We start from the raw sequence: 20,499 nt of genomic DNA, 5'->3' as shown, positions 1-20,499 counted from the left end.
GATCAATTCCTAAAATAGGTCTCGTCCAATTGAGCGGCGATCCCGTTCAATCTCACTTGCAATTGATCCAAATACTCATGCATTCCTGAAGAAAAAATTTCGTCTATCGAGGCGTAATTCATCTCCGAAAGTAGAACGCCTACTCTCTTCTCCGTTTCGTCACCATAAGTGTCTCTATCCGTTCCGCTTAAAATTTTCAAACTATCGAACGCTTTAGAAAGACAAAAACGTATCGCTCTCGGGAAAATTTTATCCAAGATCAAGAACTCCGCTATATTCTTAGGAGTGATCCTAGTATAAAAACGGTTAAACATCTCATGAGCGCTTGCGGATTTTAAAAGAGAAAGCCATTGGATCAGATCCAATGTGGATCCGACTTCTTCTCTAGCGGGAAGAAGTATAAAATATTTCATGTCCAAGATACGAGTAGTCTTGTCCGCTCTTTCCAATAATCTTCCGAGCAACGCAAAATGCCAAACCTCGTCATGAGAGATTGTGGCTTCTTGGCAACCGTAGAATAATAAACACTGATTTCGGATCGCTTTGAAAAATTCAGCAATACCAGGCATATCGGATTCTTCAAATTTTCTTTTGGATTTAATAGTAAGATAGAATTCGTTGATCACTTCCCACATAGGAGTGGAAATATTTTCTCGGATGGTCCTTGCATTCTCCCTGGCTCGGATCAAACAATTCATGATAGAATTCGGATTTTCAGTATCCAAACTCATGAAGTGGATCACATTCTCTTTGCTAGGAGTATTATACTTTTTGGAAAACAATTCATTGTCTCCGGTGGTATAAACCAAAGGCATCCATTGTCTGTTGGAGTCCTCGTTCAAATCTAAGGAAAGTTGAAAATTCACATCCAAAAAGCGTGAATAATTCTCGGCCCTTTCCATATAACGATTCATCCAGTATACGGATTCAGCGACTCGGCTTAGCATTAGGAAACCTCTCTAGTTTTGTGATATTTTTCGGTTCCGCTTGGGCATTTTCCCCTGATTGTATTTCTTCTACTTTTTTGATATTAACCCATCACCCAAGTATCTTTAGAACCGCCACCTTGGGAAGAATTCACTACTAAGGAACCTCTTCTCAATGCGACTCTGGTTAAGCCACCGGGCATCACGTAGATCTCTTCTCCGTATAAGATAAAAGGTCTAAGATCCACATGTCTTCCTTCTAACTTATCCTCTATCAATGTAGGGATCCTGGATAAACTTAAAACAGGTTGAGCAATATAATTTCGAGGATCCGCTTTAACTTTTCCTACAAATTCCTCTTTTTCTTTTTCGCTCGCAACAGGCCCTATGATCATTCCGTATCCACCTGCTCCGTTAGCCGCTTTTACAACTAGATTCCCAATATTCTCGCAGACATATTTCAGGTCCTTCTCCCTAGAACATAGATACGTAGGAACGTTAGGAATAATTGGCTCTTCTCCCAGATAATACTTAATAAAATCAGGAACATAAGAATAGATGACCTTATCGTCGGCCACTCCTGTGCCTGGAGCGTTCGCAAGCGCAACATTACCTTTTTTAAATACTTCGAATATACCGGGAACACCCAAAAGAGAATCTTTACGGAAGGCTTTAGGATCCATGAATGTATCGTCGATCCTTCTATAAAGAACATCCACCTGCTTCAGGCCTTTGGTGGTTCTCATATATAATTTATTATCTCTTACGGTGAGATCCGTTCCTTCTACCAAAGGAACTCCCATACGAGAAGCAAGAAAACTATGCTCGTAGTATGCGGAGTTATAGATCCCAGGAGTTAAAACTCCGATATTCGGATTCGGTTTGTCGGAAAGATGTTCGAGCATCCCGCGAAGCCTGATCGGATAATCGTAGATAGGCTTGACAGACAAACTTGCAAAAAGTTCCGGGAAGGTCTTTTTCATTACTTCACGATTTTCTAATACGTAGGAAACACCGGAAGGACAACGAAGATTATCCTCGAGGACAAGCATCTGCCCGTCCCCATCGCGAACGAGATCTGTTCCGGTAATATGGATCCAAATTCCTTTAGGAGGTTTGATCCCTTTACATTCTTTTAAATAACCTGAACTGCTATAGACAATCTCGGCCGGGATCACTCCGTCCTTGATAATCTTCTCATCTCCATAGATGTCTTGGATGAAAAGATTTAAGGCACGGATCCTTTGCTTGAGACCTTCTTCCATTTTTTTCCATTCGAAAGAAGTTACGATCCGAGGAATGATATCGAAAGGCATGATCCTTTCTTCTTCCTCTTCGTCTCCATACACATTAAAAGTGATGCCCAAGGAAAGAAGAGCCTTCTCCGCCGAAGCCTTCCGCTTCAGAAGCTCCTTTTCATCCATTCCTTCGATCCTGGATTTTAGAATATGATAACTTTGTCGAATCCCGCCCTCCTCAGAGAACATTTCGTCGTAAAAGGAATCCGTTTGGTAATTTGTCAGGAGCATAGAATCCTCCTCCCATCTATCTGAATAAGACTGATTTTGCCATTAATAAACAAGCAGAATTTAAATTAGGCGCTTATTTTTTATACTGATTATATTGTTATGTTTAAATATTAGTCATTTTGAAAAAATGTTAATCTAAGTGTTGGGAAAGGGATCGGGTTTTAGCGGGGAAATGGGGAATTGGAGGTCTGGAAGCCGGCTTTGCGTAATTGCGGACATGTGCAAGGCGGCGGAGTGGCTTTGCGAATGTTCGCCCATGCAGCGGGGCTAAGCTGGCTTGACTGACGGACTTGCAACCATGCTCAACGTTATGAGAAATGTCGTAAAATTAAAGGAAATCCAAAATGTCGAAAATTGTATTTGTTTTAGGAGCTGGAGCTTCGGCCGAATCGGGAGCCCCCTTGATGTCTGATTTCATGTATAAGGCGGAAAAAATATATAACAATTTAGATTTCAATTTGGATAGAAACATATACGAATTAGTAACTAAGGGCCAAGGAATTCTTCAAAATGCAATAGCGAAGTCCGCAATCGATATTTATAATATTGAGCATCTATTTACTGCTTTTGAAATGGCGTCTCTTTTTGGACGGCTCGGGGATTTAACTCAAAAGGAAGTTTCTAACCTTCCACATGCAATGAAGCGATTTATTGTTGATACAATCGAATGTAGCATTGCCTTTCCTACTGTAAACGGCTACTTAGGGCCAACGGATTCATATCAGAAAATGGCGACATATCTTCAAAAGCTAAAGAATGAAAGCTATATAACAAACTGGAGTGATATATCAATAATTACTTTTAATTATGATCTTTGCATAGAAATTGCACTGACCTCGCTTGGCATTCCATTTAGTTATCATATAACTGATTCAAGCAAAGATAAAGTAAGTTTATTTAAACTTCATGGTTCATTCAATTGGGAATATAGTGTTGAAAGCGGGTTAAAAGAAAAAGTATCTGTTACCGAAATAATGCGTAATCTACAACCATACAACGATAGCAAAAAGCCGCTTAGGTTACATACAATTATCGGCGATCCGTACATAGTTCCTCCGAGCTGGAACAAACTATATTATCATGAAAAGTTAGAAAGAATTTGGTCCGAGGCATGCAAAGCATTTGTAGACGCAAGAAATATAATAGTCTTAGGTTATTCATTTCCTCCTTCTGACCTTTTGTTCCAATATTTATATGCGATTGGATCTATGGGAGTTTCAGTTATTAAAAATTTTTATTATTTCGATCCTAGCGTTCAGGATTTGCCTAAGAAGTTAGAACCAATATTGGGTTCGTCAGTTTTACAAAGAGCAAAGCCAATGAATCTTCACTTTGGACGGGTTTTTGATACTTTGGAGACGGAACACTATTTATCTCAGCTATGAAATACGACACTTCGCATAACTATCGGGTAGGAATTCCGCTTCGGGATCGCTACGCAACCCTCGCTTCCCGCCTATGGCACATTTGCTTCTATCTTTTTCGTCTAAGATTACGATGAATATGGAAGTGTTTAATAAATGCGTTCAATATATTGTTTTTATTGATAGATCATTCATTCTTTCAAAGCAATTGATCGAAGAATTGTCAGGCAAAAAGATTAAAAATGACCTCATTTATCATCAGGTCCTTTTATCTAACTATGGATTAATTGCGTATCTGTGCAGTTTCACCGAAACGACTATTTTGGGTGAGTTGATTAATTGTTTAAAGAATAATCGGAATCTGCTTTTAAAGAATTCAAAGAAATTCTCCAATGACAATCCAGAAATACAATATACATCTGAACAGCTTGCCTTTGATCGCCAGAAGGTGATTATACTAGAAAAGCAATTTGATAAGATATTCCAGGCACACTTTCCTTGTTCTGTCGCAGAAGGGAGATATAATCTAAAAGATCAAGATTTTGAGTTATTAAAAGACAAAATCAAATGTGCTTATATCGGTATAAAAGCCATACGCGATAAATCAGTTGCGCATTGGGATAAAAAGCAGCCTGAATTTTCGTTTGCACTGATAGATGATTATGTGGCTTATTTAAAGGATATGATTTCCGATTTAATGTATCTTGTAAATTTATCAGATCAGTCCTTTAACTTATTGGGAGAAATAAGCAATATTAATGATACTAAAGAATATCTATATCAATCTATAGTTTCTAAGTAAATTGGTGTATAATTTCTATTGAATACAAAACAACGCCTAACTATCAATTCTTCCGCTACGCTTCGGGCTCGCTACGCGACCTTCGCTCCAGGATTCGCCATATTTTCGCTTTGTTGTTATGCGTAATTTCGCAAATTTATCTATAAAGGAGATTAAATGAAAAAGATTACTATTGGGCTCCTATTTTTCAGCTTTTCTATTTTATTTTCAGAAGATGCTAAGACGCTAAATGAAGCTAAAGCCGAACTAAACTTTATTAAAGCCCTAAAATCAAAAGACGTAAAGTTTTTCGAAGATTCATTTGCGCCATCAGTATTCTTTCAGTATGTCGTTAAGGGTAAGCAATTTTCCGAAGCTGATTATAAGAACTTTGCATTAAAGAAAGGCATCCTTTATGACCTTTTCTTTAACTCAGACTATGTAAAAAAGAATATTAATTCAAATTCGGTAAGTTTTGCAGATGCATTTAATGGTTCCTTTGGAATTGCAATACATGCTAACTCTGATGATAGATTCATTCTTTCAAGTATTACAACTATTCATAATGGTCTTTGTTATGATGTGATTCTAAATTGCGGGGACGATGCAAAAATTTGTGAAATCTCTGGATTGAACATTTCTGGTTGTAGCGGATTAGATAATATACTGCTAAGTAAACTACCTTCCGAGGAAATAAAGCTTCAAAGATTAAAGAGAAAGAAATACTTGAAAGAAAGCCGTGAATGGATTTCTTCTGGGTTACAATTATTAGAGATTTTTGATGAGAAGAGAAAGGCTATTTATGGTCCAAATGCTTTATTTGATTCAATTTTTACAGGAATAGAAGATGGTTATGGTGGAGTCGCATACTTACTGGTTAAAACAAAGAAAGAATCTGATTTCCTATTATTTTACAGACATTTAACGTCAATAAATGAGAAAATAATGGATAGTAAAACTTCTTTAAATCCAGGAACATTTATAGGAAATAATGAGAGGAAAGTTGGAATCCAGTTAACAAATGAGCCACCTAAAATTACAATTGATGGTCGCACCATTTCTGGTAATCCAATTACCAGTGCATTAACCATACAATTACTAAAAGGCAACCTTTAGAAGGCGAAACTACGCTTAACTTTCGCCTATTGCAATCCCCCCTACCTCTTCTCCAACTCCTTAGCGATCATACACTCTTTCGGGATCCATTCCTTCTCCACTTGTTGCTGTCGAACATAACCAACTACATGCCCCGTACTGGCAGCAACTGCAAGAATGGAATAAGAATATAAAAGTGCGTAAGGAGAACTTGGAAGTAAGTCCGATATCCCGCCAGCCACATAAGAACCGTAAGCGGGATACAATGTGCGATATGCGGTCATCTCTTCCGTTTTGTCACAACGATATCTGAAATACCGGATTGCATCGTCTGAGGCTCTTGCTTCCGGGTAGAAGGCCCCAAGGATCGGAACTGCATAGCCGAGCGCATACCAAGAACGATATTCCCTTTGAGCAAAGTCTTTGGAGTGACCGCCTTCGTGTATCACTACTGCAGGAATATCAGAATATACATGAATGGTATTGGAATATGGATTATAATGGTCTCCGCCGAAAATACGACCTACTAAAAGTACATCGTTCATCACATAAGCGAATAAACCTATCGTCCATTTTAAAAGTGGATTTACCGATTTAGAATCCCAAAGTCTTTTGAAATCATTTCCTGGAGAATATTGATTGAATCGCACCTTAACATCTTTCAGGTTATTGTCTCGGATATAATCCATGAGATACTTCTTTGTTTCGAAAGAAAACTCGTGGTTTTGCATCCTTCTATCCCATATCATGATTTTTGAGAGTAGACTTTCGATCCAGATCCAACTTCCTATAAAGTCTATAACTGAATAAGGTTTTCCTTCTTCGAACTGAGGATTTTCCTCGTCGAAATACATTTCGTCATTCGGCTGGTATGGTTGAGCTACAGTGTATCTTTTTTCTGTTGAATAATAACAAGATTGGAACACAACACAAGTAAGTAAGAATATTAGAATTTTCTGTTTCATCTTACTTATTTCCTTTTATTCGGAGTTCGTTTAGTATCTGTAGAATGTTTTTTGATCTCTTCCATAAAATCCAGAAGAGCCACCCTGCCCATTTGGTTTACCTGATCTTCTCTGTTCCCTCTATGCCCCATATAAGGAAGGTGTATAATCCATCCGAGTAAAATTGGAAGCGTTGCAAGAGTCGCTATACAATCGGTAACCCTGGACTCGATCCCATCCTTGAATTGATAATGCCAGGTTTTTCCGGAAGAAATTATATCGGCTTCCATCTCTACGTTCACTTGGTTGTAACTACAATGATCCACCGATTCCAATCTGAACTTTTGGATGATGATCTTATGTTTTCCCGGATATTCTTCCTTGTGATCGTTCAATTCCTTTCGGATCAGCTTGGAAATCGGCCCGTATAAATTCGTATAATCTTTTCCCCATCCGGTCCAAGAAGTGAATCCGTCCTCAAAATATACGAATCGCTCGGGATCTTCGTTCGGATATTCAATCTCGATATCCGGATCCTTGGAATCGTAATCGGGGGCGCCTGATCTCACCTCCATCCAATGTTCTTGGACTTCGTGAGCGCCAGAAAGAGTTTTGGGAACATGCACCTTGATAGAAGTGCAACCATAAAGAAATATTAGAAAAATTGATAATACAAATAGGCGAAAATAAGACATCATAGATCGCTTTGTAATCTAAAAGTGTGGAGAAGAATGTAAAGAATAAATTCTAAATCGAAAGAAAGAGACTTCTATTCAATTTGAAATATCTTTCCATTTAGATCCTGGAATTTCTAAAACGAATTCGGAACCGAATGCAAGACTTGGGGTCTTAAATCCTTTTCCTCCTTTTCCGGAAAGCACCTTGGAAACCGCGGCGAGGGAAGATTCCACTGTGAATTCGTACCCTTCTTTACATTCTAAAACTTTGGTGGATTTTTTTCCTTCTTCCGATCGGACTTCTCCCCATACTGTCGTTTTGACTAAGGTCCTCGTTCTTTCTCCTGGGCCCTTGATCGTTTTTCCTACCAAGGCTTGCACTCCTTTTAATATGAAAGGAATTTTTAATAAAGAGATGATCGGCTTAAAATAGCGTAACGCATTTACCTGTCCGGAAGGAATATCAGTATACACATCGATATTCGGGATACCTGTCGAAATATAAGCAGTGAATACATCTCCCCATGGAATTCCATACACCTTGTAGGTTTTCCCACCTGCGACTACTTCTCTAGTTCTACTCAAATGAGGAACTCCGACCATCTGCCCGTCCCTTCTGATCTTGGAACCATAAGGCAGTTGTGCGAGCGCACTTTTCATCGTTCCTGGAGAAACTTCACTTAGTCCCACAAATGCAAGTTCCAAAAACTTAGGTTTAGAAAGAGATTCTTTCAAAGAAGAAGCAAGACAATCTGTTGGAACAATATCAAATCCCACTCCAGGTAAAAGAAGGACTCCCGCATTCTCTGCTTCTTTTCCTAACGCTTGCAAAGATTCATATACTGGAATTTCTCCGGTGATATCCAGATAATTTACTTTTTTAGAAATGCATGCCTTTGCCATCGGAACGGAAGTTTGAATGAACGGTCCCGCGCAATGTAAAACTAACTGAAACCCTTGGATATTCGAACCGATCTCGTTCGGATTGTTTAAATCGAAAATTTTATATTCTAAACGCAGTTCGTTTGCGAGCTCTTCTATTTTGCCTTTGCTTCTTCCTGCGAGCACAGGTTTTAAACCGCGAGACACTGCTCTTCTTGCGATCAGTTCTCCTGTGTAACCGTTCGCTCCATAGATCATCCACTTAGATACTGCCATAAGGTAGGAACTACGACATCGCTTCCGATTTAGTCAACCTGCATACCGCGAACGAGTTAGTTTTTTTCAAACAATTGATAGGTAAAGATTTTTCGATTTGGAGTACGTTTTAGTTTTAGATTGACCTAGTTCGTAAACGAGGAATGATAGAGGTTAACCGGCTTGTATTATGGAAAAAATAAATCTTATCACAATCGCAATTCCATTCTTCTTTTTACTGATCGGGTTAGAGCTCGCTTTCTCCTGGTATCATAAAAGAAAACTTTATCGTCTAAACGATTCTATTAACGATCTCAGTGCTGGGATCTCTAGTCAGATTTTCGGGATCATTTTTAAGACGATCACATTCTTTGCATATCTTTGGGTATATGAGAATTGGAAAATATTCAATCTTCCTTCATGGCCGAGCGAACCGGTTTCATGGATGCCTTCTTCCGAAGTATTAGGACTTTCCGCTTCTACTTGGTCTTGGACAATTGTTATAGCAGTTTGGGTCGCCTGCTTCGTGTTATACGATCTAGCTTATTATTGGTTGCATAGATTGAGCCATGAAGTTAATTTCCTTTGGGCAGGACATGTCGTCCATCACCAAAGTGAAGAATACAATCTCACAGTTGCATTACGTCAGGCAAGCTTTCATGGATTATTCACTTGGATCTTCTATATTCCATTAGCAATTTTAGGATTTTCTCCTATCGTGATGGTTCTGAACGGACAATTAAATTTGATCTATCAATTCTGGATCCATACAAAAGCAATAGATAAATTCCCGAAATGGTTCGAAGCAGTGTTCAACACTCCTTCTCACCATAGAGTTCACCATGGTATCAATCCTAAATACATTGATAAAAACCATGGCGGAACATTGATCGTCTTTGATAGATGGTTCGGAACTTTCCAAGCAGAAGAAGAAACTCCTGTTTATGGAACAGTTAAACCTCTTCGTAGCTTCAACCCATTATGGGCAAACGTTCATTACTGGGTCGAAATGTGGGAGCAAGCAAAACAAAGCCCTCGTTGGTCGGATAAGATCAAAGCATTCTTGGCAATGCCAGGATGGAGACCTCAGCAGTTAGGAGGACAATATCCTATCCCTGAAGTGAATGAGAAAACATTCAAAAAATATGATGTAAATCTTTCTAAAAGTTTAACTGCATACGCAGTGACATGGTTTGTTCTTACATTGGTCGGAACATTCTCAATGCTCGTAAAAGTAAATTCTATCCCGACGGGACTCTTGTATCTAATCTTCTTCTTCAGTATATTCTCCTTAACAACTGTGGGAGGAATTTTAGATCTGAAACGTTGGACCTTATACTTAGAGCCGATCCGGATCGCACTCTTGGTAGGAACTACTTTCCTATTAGGATTTTCTACAGGAACGGCGTTTATCGCAGCCGGATTCGGCGCGCTTTCACTTGCATGGTTTTTGTCCCAGAGACATTTATTTGCAGAATGGAAGGATATTGATCCGGTAAAAGAGATCCGTAGCAAAGCCGCTTAAAACTGTAATGCTTTTCCAGTCTCAAGTAAACTTTTGAGACTGGAAAAGATAGCAGGCCAACCGTTATTCAGTCCCACAAACGTATCCGGATTTTCTATAAAATCCTCAGGCAAAAGATCTTCGTGCAAAAGTGTAAGTCTTGTAAGATCTTTCATTTGTTTTAAGCTATAAGTCACTCGAGTCGGTTCCTTAGATTTATCCAGTCTCGCCTTCAGCTCCGGCGGAATGGATTTGAAAGTTGGCGGAAGTTCCCAAGTATAAGAAAGTAAAAACGGTTTTTCGTATTTCAAGATTTTACCTATTACTAAAAGTTCACCATTCGGATCCAGAAACTTGAATCCGCCTCCTACTCTCCAGTCCCCTTCTATCTTACTTCCGAACCAATACTTTTGAGCATATTCTGAACTGGTCAGAGCTTCCCAAACTTTTTCAGGACTGGCTTCGATATATGTAGTATAAACGAATTTGATATCTGATCCCTGTTTCATTTTTCAAATCCTCTCTGCTTTCCAGATATGTAATAGAGTAAAAATTGGCTCCGGGCAATAAAAAACCCCCGGATCTCGGGGGTTTTTAGACAGAAGAAAATGGATGAGATCAGATGATTAAAATCCGTAACCGGTGAGATCTTTAAATGTGACAGATGAGGTCAATCCTTGGATCGTCGCCTGGGTCAAATCATCCCACTTCACTCCTTTCAAATCTCCACTTCCTGATTTTCCGGTCGTTCCGATTCTCTGGTATAATTTAGAAACTCTTGTTGCATTAATATGATCATAAGTAGGAACACTCGCTAATGCGACATGATCTTTTACAAATCCGCTCATATTAAAAATTCCATAATTTATAGAACCGTAACTACATATTTGGTCATCTGCGGGAGAAACAACTTGAGTCACTCCTCCTTCTTCCCAACCGGATTTAGCAATTACCTCTAAATTACCAGTGAGTTCCTGACTATATGCTAACTTATAATACTCGTCTGCATTTCCAGAATTACAGAACGCTTGGTTCGCCGGCAAAAGAGGACTTAAAGAAGAAAAGTCTGCAGTTCCGTTTATGCTCACTACTGTTTTAAAGCAAAATACCGCGCCACCATCCATTTCTTCCAATATTACTCTTCCTGATTTTACCGATTGAGCTAAAGTGTCTGTACCGAGAGGGCCAGCCCAGGAATATGTTTGCACCAACCCTTGATCCACAAGAATAATATTGGGATCATATTTTGGATCTGTAGTATCAGGGCTATACACATAGCTTTCGATTGTAGCAGTAGCAGTCCATTTATTAGGGGCCAAAAGATTCAGGTTGTAAAACAAGATGGCTCCGTCTTGGCTAGGATCTCTTGGATCATCATCCCAGAAGAATTGAAGGGCAACATTGCTAGTTCCTGCAACTTTCAACTGAAAACAATTATCATAGTCTTTAGACGTAGCAAAGACAGAAGAAGAAGGAACTGTAAAAGGAGTTGGGCTCGTATTATCCTTCAAACGTAATTTGATATCAAAAACTCCTCCCTCATCGCCCATTGGGACATTAGTAGCTGATACGATTTGGGTATGAGCAAGGGCAGTAAGCATTTGGTTAGCTTGAATACCTGCAATGATATCATCCATAAAAAGAGAATTTCCTCTAGCCCAAGTAGCGGATTGACGAACAAATCCCCAATCGTCCGCACTTGCATGCAATGGCTCTTGAAGAAGTTTAAATTTTAATGATAAAGGGAAGCTGCTTGTTCGTCCTCTGTCGGAACGAAAGCCCACACTGAAACCAAAAAATATTACTAAGATCAATGCGATCTTTTTAAATACATTCTTCACTGTGCAATTCCTTTTGGAACGATGATAAAAAATCCAGTTTTGCTTTTCTCTAATTGGTATCCGAGATTGAAGAGAGGAATGAATGGGTCTTTTCCTCCTGGTGCACAGGCGGTCCCGACGAGTCCAGTCAGGATGATCCCTAAGCTAATAAGTAGAATTCCTCTTTTTAGATTTAAGATCATAAGTAATCTCCTTATAGAATAATGAACATTTGAGATTGAATTTTTTTCACATTGATTTGAATTCTAAGAGCTTGTTCTAATTATTATTTCATCGTATCAATTGATAGCTTTATTTCGGTAAATCCTTGGAAAAAACGTCCCCCAAGGAATAGATGCCGTAAGATCATAACATCCCGGAGATAAAAATGAAAGGTCCGATCTTGAATATATTTCTGAAAAATCCAGTCCCGGGAAAAGTTAAGACACGTTTAGCTAAGGACATAGGAGAAGAAGCTGCCTTGGAAGTATATCAGGCCTTGGTCGAAAAAACTAGATCTGCCTGCAACGACTTGGATGTTCCTAAAGTTTTATGGTTCGATTCTTATCTTCCAAATCCTTCTGATATAGGAAGTTGGGGACATTCTCCCTTGCTCATCCGCAAACAAGAAGGAAAGGATCTAGGCGAGAAGATGAGAAACGCGTTCTTATATTGTTTCCAAAACGGATCTTGTCCCGCAATCCTCATAGGAAGTGATTGCCCTGAGTTAGATTTGTTACATCTGAAAGAAGCATTTCATGTTCTGGATCACAAAGATGTAGTTTTGGGACCTGCGAAAGATGGAGGCTATTATCTAGTAGGACTCAAATCTGACACTCCTGAACTTTTTCATGGAATAGAATGGAGCACTGAAACTGTTTTTGCCAGAAGTTTGGAAAAACTACAGTGGGCCAGAAAACAAGTAGGACTTCTTCCCATACTATCCGACCTGGATGACGTCCAAGATCTGGAATATTTCGAATCCAACGGGATCTTGGACTGGAACAAGAACGGTTCCTGATCTCGAAGTCACATTATATACCTCAGATCGCCTACATTATAAAATCAGAATATATCCTATAGACTTCGGTCTCGACCCATGTATGAAGAAGGATTTAACATTTTCTTCTCCATTACGTAATTATTTGCCTACTTAAGAAAAACTTCAGGTCTCATATATGTAATTGCTTGATTACATATATGAGCAGTAAAACTAACTTTGTTCTTCTGAAATTTTTGGCGCTTGCCTTCTCCGCTTATTTTTTATCCTTTATTTCTCCTTTGAGAGCTTTCGGGAAGAAGGGCCCGCATACTCATACTAGCATAACTCAAAAGGCTTTTTTCGAATTTGCGGATAAGACCGGTTGGGAATGGCCCTGCATACCACTCAAATTTTAGTGGAACAATATAAGGCGAAACATCCTCTGATCTTAAGTTGCCTAACACCGAAAGTTTTATCATTTTCTTGTGGAAGCCAGGCCTACGATTTTCTCCGCCAGAATTAAGTCTAATTTCCGTTGACTTAAGCCTTCCCCTTCCATTACTGTAAATTTATCCGGCCAGTACGCAGTCTGTTTTTTACATGATTGTAAAATTCCCGGATCGATCCTTCCTTAGGTAATAATCTGTGAAACTATTTCAAATTTTATTGTTCTGTTTACTTTCCTCGGGTTTTCTTTTTGCCCAGGATCCCCAAACTACGAATGAACCCCAAAACACTTCTCCGGAAGTTTCGCCTGAAGAGCAGACGTTATCCGCCGTTAAAAAATTGATCGGCTTTATCCGTTATAAAAAGAACGATAAGGCATTGGCTTTGGTCCATGTAGGAAAATTCTCCGAAAAACTCATCGGTGATCATAAAATTTCCGCCGCAGAAAGAAAGGAATTCGAGGACGCGATCTCCGAATATATCGTGAACAAAGCGTTCCCAATCGCATTAAAATATTTTGATAAGATCGATATCACTTACGACAAACCTTCCATGAATGGTAAACAAGCAAGGATCGGCTCTTCGATCCTTTATAAAGGTTCCGATCAAATCAAATTCGCTTGGATACTTTCCGAATCGGAAGGCGCTTGGTACATTAGCGATTTCGAAACAGAAGGTAAACTCGCCACAGAGATCAACCGCACTAAAAATATAGAGCCGTCTATTAAGAAAAACGGAATCAAGGGGACCATTTCCCTAATACAAAAAGCAGCCAAGAACTGATGAGAAAATTTCTTTCTAAAGCGACCGAGTTGGTGTTAACCAAACCGGCCGCTTCTTCCGCAATCCTATTTATTTTTCTGGTGATCTCAGGCTTTTTAGCCACCAGACTTTCCATTAACAGCGATAACCTACAACTTCTTCCTTCCGATAACCCTTCTGTTGTCCAAACAAAACGTGTGATCGAAATGATCGGCGGAAGCGGATTTTATACTGTTGCTCTCAAGTTCAAAGACGACAAAGGAATGACGGAACATCTTACCAAGGCATTCCAAGCCAAACGTAACGGTGATCCTGAGACCCAAAAGAAAGAATTGGAATTAGCTGACGAGGCCAAACGTAAGAACATCGCTTATTATAAAGCCAGAGAGATCGCACTTAAAAGGGCCTCCGATAAACTGGCTACGGAAGCTTTAAAAGACAAAGAATTAGTACGTTATGTTTCTTATAGATATAATGTTTCCTTTTTACAAGACAGGCTTCCTTTATTCTTAAAAACGGAAGACTTAAAAGAAGTCCGAAAAAGAGTAAAACGTAAGATCGATGACGAAATAGAAAAAGCGAACCCATTCTTCATCAAACTTACGAACGAAGAATACAATCCCGACTTCACTGATATCATCTCCAAATACCAAAAACTCGCCAAAAGAGATATATTCGACGAATATAATATTTCTCCCGAAAAAGGAATGTTGATCGTTTTGATCAAACCGACAGGTTCCTTTGTAGACATCGAGTTCTTGGAAAAAATAGACAAGAAAGTCCAAGGTTTAGTAAAAACCTTAAAATTGGAAGAAGACGGAATTTACGCTGGTTATACCGGGGCCTATAAACTCAATCAAGACGATTATGAAACCTTAATTAAGGCATTAAAACCTATCGGGATCGCTTCTTTCTTGGGAATAGGACTTCTACTTTTATTATTTTTCCGTAATCCACTTTTCATTGTTATTCTACTATTCTCCCTACTCAGCGGACTACTCATGACCTTCGGGTTAACCGGACTCGTCATAGGACAATTGAATAGTATCACAAGTATCATCGGCTCCATTCTTATGGGACTCGGGATAGACTATGGGATCCAATTTTTATATAGATTTAGAGAAGAATTTACTAAAAAACAAGATATCGTAAGAGCGATCAAAGACACGATCTATCATACAGGGATCGCTTCATTTAGCTCTGCGTTAACTACCACTTCCGCATTCGTTGTTCTTTCCTTCTCGGAATTTAGAGGATTTAGCGAGTTCGGCATTATTGCAACATACGGGATCGTTATGATCGCAATTGCAATGTATGGTGTGACCGCTTTACAGATTGCTCTACTTTTAAAATGGTTCCCCTCCCTTTCCAAAGCCTTTATCCTAAATGAAGACCAACAAACTCCTTCGAGTTTATTAAGAAAATTTTATTCTAAACCTGGAATTCTATCCGTAATCGTTTTAGTCCTCGTTTTACTTTTCGGAGTTTTCGCTCCAAAAGTCCAATTCGACGTAAATGGAAGAAACCTTTTAGTAGAAAATTTAGAATCCGTAAACTTATACGATGAGATCGCGGACCGTTTCGATATTTCTTCCGATCCTCAAGCGATCGTAGTAAAAAGTCTGGAAGAATCGGAAGCTGTATTCGATTATTTGAATCCGGTTCCGGAATCAATCGCAGGTTCGGTAGATCAGGTAGTTTCTCTCTGGAACTTTGTTCCACCTTATTCTCAACAATTAGAAAACCGTAAAGTTCTAGATCAGCTCGCGAAGGATATGAAACCTATAAAGGCTTCCTTCTTAAAACCGGAACAAAGAAAATATTTGCCTAAGGCAAAGTTATTCTTATCCGTTAAACCTTACGATTACACCGCTGTTCCGGATTATTTTTCCTCTCAGTTCAAGGAAGTTGCAAGTTCCAAAGAAAAAGGACATCTGTTATTCCTATATCCTAAGGTTGCCTTATGGCATGGTGGAAAATTATTAGAATTTTTCGCCGCAATAGGAAGATTGGAAGTTCCTAAAATTTCCAGAAGGACCTTAAATACGATCTTATACTCCACGGGAACTCAAAAAGAATCTGAAATTGATCCTGTTAAAGAGAAGTATTCTGCTGTGGAAAGTAAAACTTTATTAAACGCGCTGAACACATACTCTAAGGAAAAATTTCTCTCCATAAAGATCCTACCTGGAACGGTAGATACGATCATTGAGCATAGACCTTATAAGGATATTGCCCAGGCCAGATCATATACTTTCCAAACGGATACGGCGGGAAGTTTGATGTTGTTTGCTCAGCTTATCATGATCGTAAAAAGAGAAGGAGTAGCCGCATTCTTTATCACCTTGGTATTAGTGATTATAGTTCTGATACTATTTTATAGGGCATTCTTACCTGCATTACTTTCATTGATCCCTCTCTTGTTAGGGATCTTAGTCACAGTAGGAGTGATGTCCATCATCGATCTTAAATTAAATTTTATGAATGTTCTGGTATTCCCGGTCATCATAGGATACGGAATTCAGAATGGGATCTATATCTATTATAGATTCAGAGAAGATCATGATATAGTAAAGGCAATGGCAATGGTCGGACCGGCGGTGATCGCATCCACATTGACCACACTCGTAGGATGGAGCGCATTACTTCTCGCAGATCAAAGAGGCCTACATTCCATCGGAAAAGTGGCAACCATCGGAATTGGCGCTTGTTTACTTATCGCACTCACTCTGCTTCCTGCGATTTTAGAATTAGCGTATAGAAGCCGCAAACAAGAAGAGTCTGAAGCAATTCCGTTGGGCTTAGGACCAGACGAAGAAGGTCCCGAAACAAATTCTGAATTTGTAATGGAGGAACCTTCCACTAAGCCTAAGGCCAAAAAAGCGGCTAAGAAAAAAGTAGCTCCTAAAAAGAAAACCGGAAAGAAAAAATGAGATCTAAACTAATACTTCTATTTTTAATTTCTATATCCTTTGCAAATTGTGCGGTAAAACAAATCAAGATCGCGCCGAATTTTGAATCATCTCTAGACAGATTCAAAAGACTAACTGTTGCGATCGATTCCAGTTCTAAAGTAAATCAAGTAGAAGCCTCCCTAGTAAAATCTATGGCCGAACAAGAATTGGCCCACCATAAGGAATTTATCGTTTATCCGGATCCTTCCAGCAAAAACCAAAACTGTAAATCCCCGGTAGGAAAATCCCAAGGAGTTCTTACACTTAAATTAGAGGAGATCTTGAACGGGACCACACCTTCTTTTCTAGTTTGGTTGAGTCCCGCAACATTCGGGCCTTCTTCCAATGGGATCAAAATTTCTATCCAAGCTCAGATCCAAAAATGTGATACAAAAGAAATTCTTTGGGAAGGAAATGCTTCTTCTTCTTACTTCATGGGAGGAGATGAAGAAGCCACACTAAGGACCAGCTACGAGAATAAGTTCGGAAAATCAGTCGGACCCAAGGTGCTTCCATATTACGATATTCTAAAGTCTCTTTTAGATAAAATTACAAGTCCTGTCTTAAACGAATCGGAACAAGACGAGAAGATAGAAGTAGAATCCGGCTCCTGAGGCAAAAGCGACTCTCGCCGATCCTAACTTCTTCTTGACCAAATCCTGTGTATCAGTTGCTATACTCGGAATCGATATTTCGAGGGGAAAGAATGAATCTAGTGAATAATATATCCAAGGCTTCCACTGCCGCATTTTGGCTTTTATGGTTGGGAGTATTAAGCGGAGTCGTCCAACTCATTAATTTACATCCAAGTCTGGACGGGATCATTCTCACTCTAGGTTGGGTAATTTTAGGGATCCATGTCTTAGAAGTTGGGATCTATTCTTTGCGCGCAGGAGACAGAGGCGGATTCAAAATTTCAGACGCTCTTCAAGTTTTTGTGTTCGGTGTATTCCACCTAATTCCTGTAAGTTTCTCGGATAAGAAGTAAAAGTTACAAAAAACCCCCGAAACCGGGGGTTAAATCTTAAACTGGTCTTGGCAGCTTATTTATGATATCCACATATTCTGCAGCCATTCCCCTTACGACATCTCCCGCAGGGATGATAGAATCAATCTGAGCCACTCCGTGACCGGCTGACCAAATATCTCTCCAACGTTTGAATTCCTGGTCTATATCCCCACTGCCTTCATTGTGAAAATTATCTCCCGCTCTTTCTACGGAACGTTTTAGCCAGTTTGCAGGGATCCCAGAAATTTTTTCAGTATAAACGATCTCTTCCGGTGCAGACTCAACGATCATCTCCTTATACTCTTGAGAAGCAGCAGCTTCCTTAGTGGCGATTAGTCTTGTTCCGATATAAACAGCATCAGCGCCTAATGACATTGCAGCTGCCATTTGTGCTCCACCACTGATCGCCCCGGCCGCAAGAACAGGAAGACCGATCTCTTTTTTCAGATAAGGGAAAAGGCTGAAAGGAGAAATATTTCCAGCATGTCCTCCCGCACCTTGGGCAACCGCAACAAGAGCGTCCGCTCCGGACTTAGCAACTAAATTCGCATGTCTTAATGTAGTTACGTCGCAGAAAACTTTTGTGCCTACCGATTTTGCCTCATTGATAATGGAACGAGGACTTCCTAAACTAGTGATGATCAATTCTACTTTGAATTCTAAAAGTATTTCTAAGTGTTTTGCCCAGTTCGGGTTATGAGCCTTATGTAAAATTAAGTTAACACCGATCGGCTTTTTGGTCCGAGATCTGATATCTTCCAAACCTCTTCTCAATTCCTCTAAGGTCCTGTAGTTTTGAGAGGGGAATGTTCCAAGCCCACCGGCTTCGGAGACTGCGACAACTAGATCAGGATATGAAACGAGAAACATGGGAGCCCCGATGATGGGCAGATCGATTCCAAGCATCTCCGTTACGGGAGTTTTTATTTTCATAAGGGAAAAGCTTTCATTCCGATCCGATTCCATCTATCTTTTTTTTCTGGCAGAAGAAAATCGGATATTGAAACTAGGGACTATGATCGTTACAGTCTCCTCTTACAAAATACTTCCGGAAAGGATCCAAGAATTTCTGGAAATCAGCAGTGAACTTTCCAAAGAATCTCTCAAAGAGAACGGTGTTCTTAGATTCGATCTGCTTCAAAACGATGGAGACGAAGGCAGATTTGTAATTATAGAAGCTTATGAAAGCGAATCCAAACGCAAGTCTCATTTGGAAACCCCTCATTTTGTGAATTGGAGAAGGACAGTGCCTGAGATGTTCTCACAAGGAACTACTACTGTTTATTATAAACCTGTATCACCAAAGCCGGAAGATTGGAAAAAGTAATTAGGATATAAGCCTTGAATGACAAGATCAATTTGTTCAAGGAATCATTTCATTTTTTCTAAACCACTCCGTTCTTTTGGGGACATTATTTTTGGACACGGAGTCCAAAAATATTATGGTACTACTTACAAATACAAGCGCGGATTTTATTTCTTCATTAGGGAATAACTCTCATCCTAATAATCATTCTGAACCGAGCGAGGCGGAAATTTTAGACGCCTATTCCAAATCTGTGATAAACGCAGTGGACTCTGTCGGTCCAAGTGTAGTTCATCTGCAAGTCACAAACAAAAAAGGAGAAGGAGGAAGCGGTTCCGGATTTTTTCTCACTCCAGACGGATTCATCGCAACTAATAGCCATGTGGTGGATGGTGCAGTTAAAATTAAGGCAAATCTCTCAGACGGTTCTAGTAAAGAAGCGGAACTAGTAGGAAACGATCCACATACGGATGTTGCCGTCTTAAAAGTTCACGGAGGATTATTTCCTCATTCCAGCTTTACGGACTCCAAAAAACTGAAAGTGGGACAGCTAGTGGTCGCGATCGGAAATCCTTACGGTTTCGAATCCACAGTCACTGCAGGAGTAGTTAGTGCGCTCGGAAGAACATTAAGATCTCGTAATGGACGTCTCATAGACAATGTGATCCAAACGGACGCTGCCTTAAATCCGGGGAATTCGGGAGGTCCGCTTGTAGATTTCCAAGGGAGAGTTGTAGGAATTAATACTGCGATCATTCTTCCTGCACAAGGCATCTGTTTTGCAGTCGCCTCAAATACTGCAGAATATGTGATTACTCGTTTAATTACAAATGGCGCTGTCAAAAGAGGATATTTAGGGATCGCTGGCCAAAACCAAAAGATCCCAACACTTACCAAAACGCTAAATAAGATAGGCTCAGAATCCGGGATCTTGGTTTTATCTTTGGAAACCGGTTCACCGGCGGACCTTGCGGGAATAAGAAACGGAGATTTAATCATCAACCTGGATGATCAAGAGATCCATACGATCGACGATCTTCATAAGATCTTAGATGAGACTTCGATAGGAAGAAAATTAGGAATTCGTTTATTAAGAGATGGGTCGATCAGAAGTTTTTTCATCGAACCCGGGGAATTAAAATAAGAGCCGCTAAGTTTTTTCGCACAGAGAACACGGAGATTACGGAGAAAAGGTGTAGAAACTCCCACAGTTCCTCTATAAGCCTCTTCGTGAACTCTGTGCACTCCGTGCGAAGCTCTAC

Annotated in this window: 20 protein-coding genes; 11 read left to right on the top strand and 9 right to left on the bottom strand. The window is 39.7% G+C overall.

Annotation, left to right across the window (positions count from 1 at the left end; genetic code table 11):
• Positions 1-2: 2 nt before the first annotated feature.
• Positions 3-947, bottom strand: coding sequence for an alpha-E domain-containing protein (locus tag CH352_RS13450; RefSeq protein ID WP_100707775.1), 945 nt, complete (start codon positions 945-947; stop codon positions 3-5).
• An 83-nt stretch (positions 948-1,030) separates the two neighbouring features.
• Positions 1,031-2,455: a circularly permuted type 2 ATP-grasp protein gene (locus CH352_RS13445; protein ID WP_100707776.1), complete on the bottom strand. Its 1,425-nt coding sequence runs from the start codon at positions 2,453-2,455 to the stop codon at positions 1,031-1,033.
• A 344-nt stretch (positions 2,456-2,799) separates the two neighbouring features.
• Between CH352_RS13445 and CH352_RS13440 the strand changes: the two genes are divergently transcribed.
• The 3 genes from CH352_RS13440 to CH352_RS13430 all read left to right on the top strand — a co-directional run bounded on the left by CH352_RS13440 (position 2,800) and on the right by CH352_RS13430 (position 5,716).
• Positions 2,800-3,840, top strand: coding sequence for an SIR2 family protein (locus tag CH352_RS13440; protein ID WP_100707777.1), 1,041 nt, complete (start codon positions 2,800-2,802; stop codon positions 3,838-3,840).
• A 118-nt stretch (positions 3,841-3,958) separates the two neighbouring features.
• Complete coding sequence (locus tag CH352_RS13435; RefSeq protein WP_125169485.1) at positions 3,959-4,621, top strand: hypothetical protein; 663 nt, start codon at positions 3,959-3,961, stop codon at positions 4,619-4,621.
• Positions 4,622-4,777: 156 nt separating this feature from the next.
• Positions 4,778-5,716 carry a hypothetical protein gene (locus CH352_RS13430; RefSeq protein WP_100707779.1) on the top strand — a complete coding sequence of 313 codons (939 nt, stop codon included), beginning with the start codon at positions 4,778-4,780 and terminating at the stop codon, positions 5,714-5,716.
• 41 nt (positions 5,717-5,757) lie between these two features.
• Here the strand turns inward: CH352_RS13430 and CH352_RS13425 are convergent, their stop codons facing one another.
• The 3 genes from CH352_RS13425 to CH352_RS13415 form a co-directional block, all read right to left on the bottom strand.
• On the bottom strand, positions 5,758-6,660 hold the full coding sequence (locus CH352_RS13425; RefSeq protein WP_207766715.1) for a hypothetical protein: 903 nt from the start codon (positions 6,658-6,660) through the stop codon (positions 5,758-5,760).
• A gap of 5 nt (positions 6,661-6,665) precedes the next feature.
• The gene (locus CH352_RS13420) at positions 6,666-7,337 is read right to left on the bottom strand and encodes a hypothetical protein (protein WP_243396411.1); all 672 of its coding nucleotides are present in this window, start codon (positions 7,335-7,337) and stop codon (positions 6,666-6,668) included.
• A 75-nt stretch (positions 7,338-7,412) separates the two neighbouring features.
• Positions 7,413-8,474 carry a saccharopine dehydrogenase family protein gene (locus tag CH352_RS13415; RefSeq protein WP_100707780.1) on the bottom strand — a complete coding sequence of 354 codons (1,062 nt, stop codon included), beginning with the start codon at positions 8,472-8,474 and terminating at the stop codon, positions 7,413-7,415.
• A 169-nt stretch (positions 8,475-8,643) separates the two neighbouring features.
• Here CH352_RS13415 and CH352_RS13410 point away from each other — a divergent pair, with 169 nt between their 5' ends.
• Positions 8,644-9,978, top strand: coding sequence for a sterol desaturase family protein (locus CH352_RS13410; RefSeq protein WP_100707781.1), 1,335 nt, complete (start codon positions 8,644-8,646; stop codon positions 9,976-9,978).
• Here the strand turns inward: CH352_RS13410 and CH352_RS13405 are convergent.
• The 3 genes from CH352_RS13405 to CH352_RS13395 form a co-directional block, all read right to left on the bottom strand.
• The gene (locus CH352_RS13405) at positions 9,975-10,466 is read right to left on the bottom strand and encodes an SRPBCC family protein (RefSeq protein ID WP_100707782.1); all 492 of its coding nucleotides are present in this window, start codon (positions 10,464-10,466) and stop codon (positions 9,975-9,977) included. The two genes, CH352_RS13410 and CH352_RS13405, sit on opposite strands and share 4 nt — an antisense overlap.
• A gap of 117 nt (positions 10,467-10,583) precedes the next feature.
• Entirely contained in the window at positions 10,584-11,798 is a 1,215-nt protein-coding gene (locus tag CH352_RS13400) for an LIC_12337 family protein (RefSeq protein WP_100707783.1), read from the bottom strand.
• The gene (locus tag CH352_RS13395; RefSeq protein ID WP_100707784.1) at positions 11,795-11,980 is read right to left on the bottom strand and encodes a hypothetical protein; all 186 of its coding nucleotides are present in this window, start codon (positions 11,978-11,980) and stop codon (positions 11,795-11,797) included. Before CH352_RS13395 ends, CH352_RS13400 begins: the two co-directional genes overlap by 4 nt.
• Before the next feature lie 185 nt (positions 11,981-12,165).
• Between CH352_RS13395 and CH352_RS13390 the strand changes: the two genes are divergently transcribed.
• The 5 genes from CH352_RS13390 to CH352_RS13365 all read left to right on the top strand — a co-directional run bounded on the left by CH352_RS13390 (position 12,166) and on the right by CH352_RS13365 (position 17,910).
• Entirely contained in the window at positions 12,166-12,798 is a 633-nt protein-coding gene (locus tag CH352_RS13390) for a TIGR04282 family arsenosugar biosynthesis glycosyltransferase (protein WP_100707785.1), read from the top strand.
• A gap of 606 nt (positions 12,799-13,404) precedes the next feature.
• On the top strand, positions 13,405-13,989 hold the full coding sequence (locus CH352_RS13380) for an ABC transporter substrate-binding protein (RefSeq protein ID WP_100707786.1): 585 nt from the start codon (positions 13,405-13,407) through the stop codon (positions 13,987-13,989).
• Entirely contained in the window at positions 13,989-16,901 is a 2,913-nt protein-coding gene (locus CH352_RS13375) for an MMPL family transporter (RefSeq protein WP_100707787.1), read from the top strand. Before CH352_RS13380 ends, CH352_RS13375 begins: the two co-directional genes overlap by 1 nt.
• Positions 16,898-17,536: an MXAN_6521/LA_1396 family lipoprotein gene (locus CH352_RS13370; RefSeq protein WP_100707788.1), complete on the top strand. Its 639-nt coding sequence runs from the start codon at positions 16,898-16,900 to the stop codon at positions 17,534-17,536. The genes CH352_RS13375 and CH352_RS13370 overlap by 4 nt, the downstream gene beginning before the upstream one ends.
• 92 nt (positions 17,537-17,628) lie before the next feature.
• The gene (locus CH352_RS13365) at positions 17,629-17,910 is read left to right on the top strand and encodes a hypothetical protein (RefSeq protein WP_100707789.1); all 282 of its coding nucleotides are present in this window, start codon (positions 17,629-17,631) and stop codon (positions 17,908-17,910) included.
• Positions 17,911-17,946: 36 nt separating this feature from the next.
• On the opposite strand, the gene CH352_RS13360 is transcribed toward CH352_RS13365, so the two are convergent.
• Positions 17,947-18,864 carry an NAD(P)H-dependent flavin oxidoreductase gene (locus tag CH352_RS13360; protein ID WP_207766716.1) on the bottom strand — a complete coding sequence of 306 codons (918 nt, stop codon included), beginning with the start codon at positions 18,862-18,864 and terminating at the stop codon, positions 17,947-17,949.
• 82 nt (positions 18,865-18,946) lie between these two features.
• On the opposite strand from CH352_RS13360, the gene CH352_RS13355 reads away from it, so the two are divergent.
• Positions 18,947-19,258, top strand: coding sequence for a putative quinol monooxygenase (locus CH352_RS13355; protein WP_100707791.1), 312 nt, complete (start codon positions 18,947-18,949; stop codon positions 19,256-19,258).
• 115 nt (positions 19,259-19,373) lie between these two features.
• A complete protein-coding gene (locus CH352_RS13350) occupies positions 19,374-20,381 on the top strand; it encodes a S1C family serine protease (protein WP_100707792.1) in 1,008 nt (335 codons plus the stop codon).
• Positions 20,382-20,499: the final 118 nt, after the last annotated feature.

This window comes from Leptospira hartskeerlii, from assembly GCF_002811475.1.
Lineage (GTDB): Bacteria > Spirochaetota > Leptospiria > Leptospirales > Leptospiraceae > Leptospira_B > Leptospira_B hartskeerlii.
Note: the sequence above shows the minus strand (reverse complement) of the source record. Positions and strands in the feature narration are given on the sequence as shown.